This is a genomic window from Nocardioides ferulae (genome assembly GCF_003660455.1).
In the GTDB taxonomy this organism is placed as follows: Bacteria; Actinomycetota; Actinomycetes; order Propionibacteriales; family Nocardioidaceae; genus Nocardioides; species Nocardioides ferulae.
The window spans coordinates 71,387-80,284 of sequence record NZ_QZVR01000003.1 but is presented as its reverse complement, the minus strand read 5'-3'; the positions used below and the strand labels follow the sequence as shown (position 1 = coordinate 80,284).

The following is an 8,898-nucleotide window of genomic DNA, read 5'->3' as shown; positions in this document are numbered from 1 at the left end:
GCGGGGTGGGGCGGCGGAGCCGGAGGGGCCCCGAGGCCGTGGATGGGCCTGGCCCCCGCTCCGTGAGGAACGAGCGGAGCGGGTGGTTTGGCCGAGCGGGCCCCTCCGGCGCAGCCGACCCTCCCCACCCACAACCACCCCAGGGCTCACTAACACCCCGAAGTCCCGCGCAGCGGCGACCACCCACCCCCACCACGAGCGACAGGTCACCGGGGCACCATCGACCACGAGCGACAGGTCACCGGCTGAACACCGACCACGAGTGGCAGGTCAGCGCGTCAGCGCCGACCACGAGTGGCAGGTCAGCGCGTCAGCGCCAACCACGAGCGACAGGTCAGCCGTTCTTGGGCTTGGCGGTCTTCGTGACCTGCGGGGCCGGGGGTGTCTCGAGCTCGAACTGCACGTCGGTGGGCTCCCCGCCCAATGCTGCCGCGATCGCGTGGTACCACCCGGGCATCGCCCAGCCGGCGAGGCCCGAGCAGTCGTCGTCGGACCGCTTGGCCTCCTCCCAGACGATCTCGACCGGGGTGGTGGCGTTGTTGCGCACGACCACCTCGCGACGGGGCACCGCCCGCCGGCACTGCTGGCTGGACCACACGAAGTCGGGTCCGGAGGTGATCTTCAGGGTCAGGTTGTCCGGGGACACCTTCCACAGGCAGGCCGGCGACTCCAGCGTGCGCAGTCCCAGCGTGAGCGCCACGTCGCGCCCCGCGACCGCCCCGTCGACCTCGGGGGTCACGGAGATGTCGGCGCCGCTGCAGCGGCCCTCGGGCTCGGCCAGCACCGGCTCCGGTTCCTTGCTCTTGCGGCGCCCGGGCTTGCGGGCCTTCTTCTGGGTCGGGGTGGCCGAGGGCGACTCGGTGGCGCCGCTGCCGGTCGCGTCGGCAGCCACCACCGTCGCCGACCCGGGGTCGGACGACGAACCGTCGCTGCTGCCGCCCAGCACCTGCGCCAGCACGATCACCAGAGCGAGTGGGCCGCCGAACACGATCAGTCGGCGCCGCCAGTACACCGAGGCCGGCAGCGGCCCGCGGGTCAGCGACGTCATGGACCGAACGCTAGCGAGGCTTCTCTTCCCGAGCGTGCTGCCACTCCGGGGGCGCCCGAAGCAGCCGCATCTCACGCCCGGAGAATGGAGGAGTGAGCACCCGGGACGAGTCGCACGATCTGCACGAGCCGGTGCTCGAGTGGTACGCCGGCGCCGCGCGCGACCTGCCCTGGCGCACGCCCGGTGCCTCCCCCTGGTCGGTGATGGTCAGCGAGTTCATGTTGCAGCAGACCCCCGTCGCCCGTGTGTTGCCGGTGTACGCCGAGTGGCTGGCCCGCTGGCCCACCCCCGCCGATCTGGCCGCCGAACCCGCCGGCGAGGCGGTCCGCGCCTGGGGCCGGCTGGGCTATCCCAGGCGCGCCCTGCGCCTGCACGCAGCCGCCTCCGCCATCGTCGACGAGCACGGTGGCGAGGTGCCCGCCGACCACGCGGCCCTGCTCGCCCTGCCCGGGGTCGGTGACTACACGGCCGCGGCCATCGCGGCCTTCGCGTTCGGGCAGCGCCACCCCGTGCTCGACACGAACGTCCGCCGGGTCCTGGCCCGCGCGGTCTCCGGCGCCGAGCAGCCCGCCCCGTCGGTCACCCGGGCCGAGCGCGACCTCGCGGCCTCGCTGCTGCCCGACGACGGCGCGACCGCCGCTGCCTGGTCGGTCGGGGTGATGGAGCTGGGTGCCCTGGTCTGCGTCGCCGGCACGCCACGGTGCCCCGCCTGCCCGCTCGCCGACCGGTGCGCCTGGCGCGCGGCCGGCCACCCGGCGTACGACGGACCGCCGCGGCGGGCGCAGGCATGGCAGGGCACCGACCGGCAGTGCCGGGGCCGACTGCTCAGTGTGCTCCGTGACAGCGACGGGCCCGTGCACCGCAGCCGGCTCGACGCGGTGTGGTCCGAACCGGTGCAGCGCGCCCGGTGCCTGGACTCGCTGCTCGCCGACGGGTTGCTGGTCCGCGTTGCCGACGACGTATTCGCCCTGCCCTGAGCTGTCGCCCGAAGCACGAACGCCCCCGGCCGGGGGGCCGGGGGCGCACGTGTCGAGCGTCAGCGGTGGTGACTCACTCCTCGCCGGTCGAGCGGGGCACGTCGGTCGGGCCGCCCTCCTCGGATTCGCCGATCGCGGCGATCTCCAGCGGCGGGACGTCGGGCAGCGCCGCGATCTTCTGGCCGGCGAAGGTGAACTTCGCCGCCGGGCCCTCGCCCTCGACGTCGACCAGCACGATCTGGCCGGGGCCGACCTCGCCGAACAGCATCTTCTCGGAGAGGACGTCCTCGATCTCGCGCTGGATCGTGCGGCGCAGCGGCCGGGCGCCGAGCACCGGGTCGAAGCCCCGCTCCGCGAGCAGGTTCTTCGCGCCCTGGGTCAGCTCGATGCGCATGTCGCGGTCCTTGAGCCGCAGCTCGACGCCGGCGATCATGTTGTCGACCATCGCCACGATCTGGTCCTGCGTCAGCGGCGGGAACACGATGATCTCGTCGACGCGGTTGAGGAACTCCGGCTTGAAGTGCTGCTTGAGCTCGTCGGAGACCTTGTTCTTCATCCGCTCGTAGGAGCCGGCCGTGTCACCGGCCTGCTGGAAGCCGAGGTTGACCCCCTTGGCGATATCGCGGGTGCCGAGGTTCGTGGTCATGATGATCACGGTGTTCTTGAAGTCCACGACACGGCCCTGCGAGTCGGTCAGCCGCCCCTCTTCGAGGATCTGCAGGAGGCTGTTGAAGATGTCGGGGTGAGCCTTCTCGACCTCGTCGAAGAGCACCACGGAGAACGGCTTGCGGCGCACCTTCTCGGTGAGCTGGCCACCCTCTTCGTAACCGACGTATCCGGGGGGAGAGCCGAAAAGCCGGGAGACGGTGTGCTTCTCGCCGAACTCGCTCATGTCGAGCTGAATCAGCGCGTCCTCGTCACCGAAGAGGAACTCGGCGAGCGTCTTGGACAGCCAGGTCTTTCCGACGCCCGAGGGGCCGGCGAAGATGAACGAGCCACCGGGACGCTTGGGGTCCTTCATGCCGGCCCGGGTGCGGCGGATCGCGCGGGAGATGGCCTTGACGGCCTCCTCCTGGCCGATGACGCGCTTGTGCAGCTCGTCCTCCATGTGGAGCAGTCGGGTCGACTCCTCCTCCGACAGCTTCACGATCGGGATGCCGGTCGCGACGGCGAGCACCTCGGCGATCAGCTCCTCGTCGACCTCGGCGACCTCGTCCATGTCGCCCGCGCGCCACTGCTTCTCACGCTCGGACTTCTTCAGGATCAGCTGCTTCTCCTCGTCGCGGAGGCGGGCAGCGGCCTCGAAGTCCTGGCCGTCGATCGCGGCCTCCTTGCGCTGACGGACCTCGGCGATCTTGTCGTCGTACTCGCGCAGGTCGGCCGGCGCGGTCATCCGGCGGATGCGCAGCCGCGACCCGGCCTCGTCGATGAGGTCGATGGCCTTGTCGGGCAGGAACCGGTCGGAGATGTAGCGGTCGGCCAGCGTCGCCGCGGAGACCAGCGCCTCGTCGGTGATCGTCACCCGGTGGTGGGCCTCGTAGCGGTCGCGCAGGCCCTTGAGCATCTCGATCGTGTGCGCGATCGAGGGCTCGGCGACCTGGATCGGCTGGAAGCGGCGCTCGAGCGCGGCGTCCTTCTCGAGGTACTTGCGGTACTCGTCGAGGGTCGTGGCGCCGATGGTCTGGAGCTCGCCGCGAGCGAGCATCGGCTTGAGGATGCTGGCCGCGTCGATGGCGCCCTCGGCCGCGCCGGCTCCGACCAGGGTGTGGATCTCGTCGATGAACAGCACGATGTCGCCGCGGGTGCGGATCTCCTTGAGCACCTTCTTCAGGCGCTCCTCGAAGTCGCCGCGGTAGCGGGAGCCGGCCACCAGCGCACCCAGGTCGAGGGTGTAGATCTGCTTGTCCTTGAGCGTCTCGGGCACGTTGCCGCGCACGATGTCCTGGGCCAGGCCCTCGACGACCGTGGTCTTGCCGACGCCCGGCTCGCCGATCAGCACCGGGTTGTTCTTCGTGCGCCGCGAGAGGATCTGCATGACCCGCTCGATCTCCTGCTCGCGCCCGATCACCGGGTCGAGCTTGCCCTCGCGGGCGTCCTGGGTGAGGTTGCGCCCGAACTGGTCGAGCACCAGCGAGGACGAGGGGGCGTCGCCCGATGCCCCGGTGGCCGCGGCGGCCGCGGCCGAGGACTCCTTGCCCTGGAAGCCGCTGAGCAGCTGGATGACCTGCTGACGCACCCGGTTGAGGTCGGCACCCAGCTTCTGGAGGACCTGGGCGGCGACACCCTCGCCCTCGCGGATCAGCCCGAGCAGGATGTGCTCGGTGCCGATGTAGGAGTGTCCGAGCTGGAGCGCCTCGCGCAGGGACAGCTCGAGCACCTTCTTGGCGCGCGGGGTGAACGGGATGTGCCCGCTGGGGGCCTGCTGACCCTGGCCGATGATCTCCTCGACCTGGGCGCGCACCGCCTCCAGCGAGATGTCGAGGCTCTCGAGCGCCTTCGCGGCGACGCCCTCACCCTCGTGGATGAGGCCGAGCAGGATGTGCTCGGTCCCGATGTAGTTGTGGGAGAGCATGCGGGCCTCTTCCTGGGCCAGCACGACCACCCGGCGGGCTCGGTCAGTGAACCGCTCGAACATGCTTCGTCTCCTGAACTTCGGGGCCGCCCCCACCGGGCGAGGGGGACGGGACAAGAGGATCAACCCCTCGGACAGCCTACGCGTTCCCCGGTACCCCGCCTTTCGGCTCCGCTCACAGCGAACAGGGCGGCGGGTCGCGCTGGTCCAGACTCCTCGAGCCGCCTCGGACATGCGCCGACCCGCCACCGGTTCCGCGACCGGCCGAGAGATCGCGGGAATCGGTGACGGGTCGGCGAGGACGGTCAGTGAGCTGCGGCGTACGCCTCGCGCACCTCGGCGGAGACCCGGCCCCGCTCGGGCACGTCGTGGCCGTTCTCGCGCGCCCAGTCGCGGATCTCCTTGGCGCTGGGGCCGGAGCCGTTGGCGCTCGAGGCGGACGAGCCGCGGCGCGACGATCCGCGGCGGGAGCCGCCGGTCACCTTGCGGGCGTGGCCCAGATAGGGCGCCATCGCCTCACGCAGCTTGGCCGCATTGTCGTCGTTGAGGTCGATTTCGTACGACGTGCCGTCGAGGCCGAACGTAATCGTTTCGGTGGCATCGCTGCCGTCGATGTCGTCAACCAGCACGACATGCACCTTCTGGGCCATTTCTCCCTCTTTCGCGAATTGCAGTTCCCAATGGGCCGCGACCATCGTGGCACGGCCACCCCGGAAATGCCATTACCGGAATTATGGCCGACGCCTACGACAATTGCTTTACGTGGTGCACGACGGGCCGTCGAGGGACCGGAATCGCCTTCGCACCGCCCCGCTGGCTGCCGGGTCCTGATCTCACATCCTCGCCCTCGGACCCGGCCGGCCCCCCCTGGGGAGGAGGCGGCAAGCTCAGGAGTTGCGCAGGAAGACCAGCTCCAGGCCGCGCAGGGTCAGCCACGGGGCGTGGTCGGTGAAGCAGCGGCACACGTCGAGCACCACCGGTGCCAGCGGCCCGGTGGCGATCACCCGCACGTCGTCGGGGTCGGCCCCCAGCTCGTCGATCATCCGGTCGACGAGGCCCTCGACCTGCGCGGCCACCCCGAAGACCATGCCCGACTGGAGCGCCTCGACGGTGTTCTTCGCGATCACCGTGCGCGGCCGCAGCAGCTCGACCTTGCGCAGCTGGGCACCCCGGCGACCGAGCGCCTCCAGCGAGATCTCGATGCCGGGCGCGATCGCCCCGCCGACGTACTGTCCGCGCGCGCTGACCACGTCGAACGTGGTGGCGGTGCCGCCGAAGTCGACCACGATCGCCGGTCCGGCGTACTCGGTGGCGGCCGCGAGCGCGTTGATGATCCGGTCGGAGCCCACCTCACGGGGGTTGTCCATCAGCACCGGGACGCCGGTGCGGACACCGGGCTCGACCACGACGTGCCGCACGTCGGCCATGTGGCGGGCCAGCATGTCGCGCCACTCGTGCAGCACCGACGGGACCGTCGAACAGACCACGACGCCGGTGACCTCGAGCGCAGCGGTGCCCAACAGTCCGCGGAGCAGGGCGTACCACTCGTCGGCGGTGCGCCGCTCGTCGGTGCCGACCCGCCAGTCGGCCACGACGTCACCGTCGTCGAGCAGGCCGAGCTGGGTGTGGCTGTTGCCGATGTCGACCGCGAGCAGGGGCACGTCGCTATCCCTCCTGCAGGTCCAGCCCGAGGTCGAAGACCTTCACCGAGTGGGTGAGCGCACCCACCGAGATGAAGTCGACGCCGGTCTCGGCGACCTCGCGGGCCCGCTCCAGTGTGAGACCGCCGGACGCCTCGAGGGCGGCGCGTCCGTCGGTCAGCCGCACCGCCTCGGCCATCGTCGCGCAGTCCATGTTGTCGAGCAGGATCTCGGTGCAGCCGGCCTCGAGCAGCTCGCCGAGCTGCTCGAGATCGGTGACCTCGACCTCGACCCGCAGGTCGGGGTGGGCGGCCCGGACCGCGTGGTACGCCGGCACCACGCCGCCGGCGGCGACCACGTGGTTGTCCTTGACCATCGCCCGGTCGGCCAGGCTGAACCGGTGGTTGACCCCGCCGCCGCACCGCACGGCGTACTTCTGCAGCGCCCGGAACCCGGGCAGCGTCTTGCGGGTGTCGAGCACCTGCGCGCGGGTGCCCTCCAGGGCCGCGACCCAGCGGGCCGTGGCGGTGGCCACCCCGGACAGGTGGGAGGCGAAGTTGAGGGCGGTGCGCTCGGCGGTGAGCAGCCCGGCCAACGGTCCGGACACGCGCATCACCACCTCGCCGGGCTCGACCCGGGTGCCGTCGGGCAGGCGGTCGGCGATCTCGACCTGCTCGCCCAGCGCGTAGACGAACGCGAGCTCGGCGATGCCGAGCCCGGCCACGACACCCGGCTCTCGGGCGGCGATGTCGGCGGTCCCGTGGCCGAGGTCGCCGAAGGCGGAGCTGGTGGCGTCGTCGAGGCCACCGGGAAGGTCCTCCTCGAAGGCCACGACCACCATCTCGTGCACCGATCGGGGGTCCAGGCCGGCGTCGGCGAGCTCGGTGACCAGCGTGCGGGGCAGGTCCGCGAAGGAGGTGCGGGCGATGCTGGGGGCCGTCATGGGGCCGATCCTCCGGGGGTGTCGGTGGCTGCAGCGGGGGTGAAGGCGATCGTGCACGCCCCGGCGTCGAGGGCGACGTCGAAGTGCCCCGACCAGTGGGCGTCGTCCCGCTCGGGGAAGTCCTCGCGCCAGTGCGACCCGCGGGTCTCCTGGCGCAGCGCGGCGGCGTCGGCCAGCGCCGTGGCCACCGTCAGCAGGTTGGTGGTCTCCCAGGCGTCCTGGTCGACCGTCTCGGCGGGCACCTCGGTCAGCTTCTGGAGCAACGCCGAGGCGTCGGCGAGTCCGGTGGCGGAGCGCAGCACACCGACCTGCGCGGTCATCGCCTCCTGGAGCTCGCGGCGGACCGAGCCCGGCACCAGGCCGGGGGGACGATCGTCGTCGGCCGGCGCCGACCAGGGGCCCAGCTCGGCGGGGAGGACCTCCGCGATCCGGCGGGAGAACACCAGGCCCTCGAGCAGCGAGTTGGACGCCAGCCGGTTGGCACCGTGCACCCCCGAGCAGGCCACCTCGCCGGTGGCGTAGAGGCCAGGGACGTCGCAGCGGCCCCACAGGTCGGTGCGCACGCCACCGGAGGCGTAGTGGCAGGCCGGCGAGACCGGCAGCAGGTCGCGCACCGGGTCGACGCCGTGTCGCCGAGCGGTCGCCAGGATCGTCGGGAAGCGGCGCTCCCAGAACGCGCCCCCGAGGTGCCGCGCGTCGAGCCACATGTGTGCCCGCCCGGTCTCGTGCATGCGCCGGGTGATCGCCTTGGCCACCACGTCGCGCGGGGCCAGGTCGGCCAGCGGGTGCACACCCTGCATGAACCGCCGTCCCTCGAAGTCGACGAGGAACGCGCCCTCGCCGCGCACCGCCTCGGAGATCAGCGGCTGCTGGCCGCGGGAGTCCGGGCCGAGGTACATCACCGTCGGATGGAACTGCACGAACTCCAGGTCGCGCAGGGTGGCCCCGGCGCGCAGCGCCACCGCCAGACCGTCGCCGGTGGCGACCGCGGGGTTGGTGGTCTGGGAGAACACCTGGCCCAACCCGCCGCTGGCCAGCACCACGGCTCGGCAGTGCACCGCGCCGACGCCGTCGCGCTGCCCCTCACCCATGACGTGCAGGGTGAGCCCGGCCACCCGGCCCTGGCCGACCGGGCCGTCGAGCAACAGGTCGACGGCGAGCGCGTGCTCGACCACCTCGATCTCGGGGGCCTGACGGACGGCGGCGACCAGCGCCCGCTGGATCTCCGCGCCGGTGGCGTCACCACCGGCGTGCGCGATCCGGTCGCGGTGGTGGCCGCCCTCGCGGGTCAGGGAGAGGACCCCCTCGGGGCTGTGGTCGAAGCGCGCGCCGAGCGCGATCAGCTCGTGGACGGCGCCAGGCCCCTCGGTGACCAGCGCGCGGACCGCGTCGAGGTCGCAGGCGCCGGCGCCCGCGACGAGGGTGTCGGTCTCGTGCTGCGCGGGCGTGTCACCCTCGCCGAGCGCCGCGGCGATGCCGCCCTGCGCCCACTGGGTCGAGCCGGCGCTGAGGACGTCCTTGGTCACGACCAACACCCGGTCGACGCGGTGGCGCAGCCGCAGCGCGGCGGTCAGCCCTGCGATGCCCGACCCCACGACCACGACGTCGGCGCGGATGGTCCAGCCCGGCGGCGGCGCGGAGAGCCGGCCGGGCAGGCGGCCGGGGGGTGCGATGCTCACCCCTCGCGCGGCGGCCGTCACCGCGGGCATGTTCACCAG

At 72.3% G+C, this 8,898-nt stretch carries 7 protein-coding genes; 1 reads left to right on the top strand and 6 read right to left on the bottom strand.

Features of this window, described 5'->3' with window-relative positions; all coding sequences use genetic code 11:
- Positions 1 to 334: 334 nt before the first annotated feature.
- A complete protein-coding gene (locus D6B71_RS06275; RefSeq protein WP_121253162.1) occupies positions 335 to 1,048 on the bottom strand; it encodes a hypothetical protein in 714 nt (237 codons plus the stop codon).
- 92 nt (positions 1,049 to 1,140) lie between these two features.
- On the opposite strand from D6B71_RS06275, the gene D6B71_RS06270 reads away from it, so the two are divergent.
- Entirely contained in the window at positions 1,141 to 2,025 is an 885-nt protein-coding gene (locus D6B71_RS06270) for an A/G-specific adenine glycosylase (protein ID WP_164519560.1), read from the top strand.
- A 73-nt stretch (positions 2,026 to 2,098) separates the two neighbouring features.
- Here D6B71_RS06270 and D6B71_RS06265 read toward each other — a convergent pair whose 3' ends face one another.
- The 5 genes from D6B71_RS06265 to D6B71_RS06245 form a co-directional block, all read right to left on the bottom strand.
- Positions 2,099 to 4,660: an ATP-dependent Clp protease ATP-binding subunit gene (locus D6B71_RS06265; RefSeq protein ID WP_121253160.1), complete on the bottom strand. Its 2,562-nt coding sequence runs from the start codon at positions 4,658 to 4,660 to the stop codon at positions 2,099 to 2,101.
- 242 nt (positions 4,661 to 4,902) lie between these two features.
- Positions 4,903 to 5,247: a histone-like nucleoid-structuring protein Lsr2 gene (locus tag D6B71_RS06260; RefSeq protein ID WP_121253158.1), complete on the bottom strand. Its 345-nt coding sequence runs from the start codon at positions 5,245 to 5,247 to the stop codon at positions 4,903 to 4,905.
- A gap of 237 nt (positions 5,248 to 5,484) precedes the next feature.
- Positions 5,485 to 6,258, bottom strand: coding sequence for a type III pantothenate kinase (locus D6B71_RS06255; protein WP_121253156.1), 774 nt, complete (start codon positions 6,256 to 6,258; stop codon positions 5,485 to 5,487).
- 4 nt (positions 6,259 to 6,262) lie between these two features.
- Positions 6,263 to 7,180: a carboxylating nicotinate-nucleotide diphosphorylase gene (gene nadC / locus D6B71_RS06250; RefSeq protein ID WP_121253154.1), complete on the bottom strand. Its 918-nt coding sequence runs from the start codon at positions 7,178 to 7,180 to the stop codon at positions 6,263 to 6,265.
- A complete protein-coding gene (locus D6B71_RS06245) occupies positions 7,177 to 8,889 on the bottom strand; it encodes an L-aspartate oxidase (RefSeq protein WP_121253181.1) in 1,713 nt (570 codons plus the stop codon). Before D6B71_RS06245 ends, nadC begins: the two co-directional genes overlap by 4 nt.
- Positions 8,890 to 8,898 lie beyond the last annotated feature (9 nt).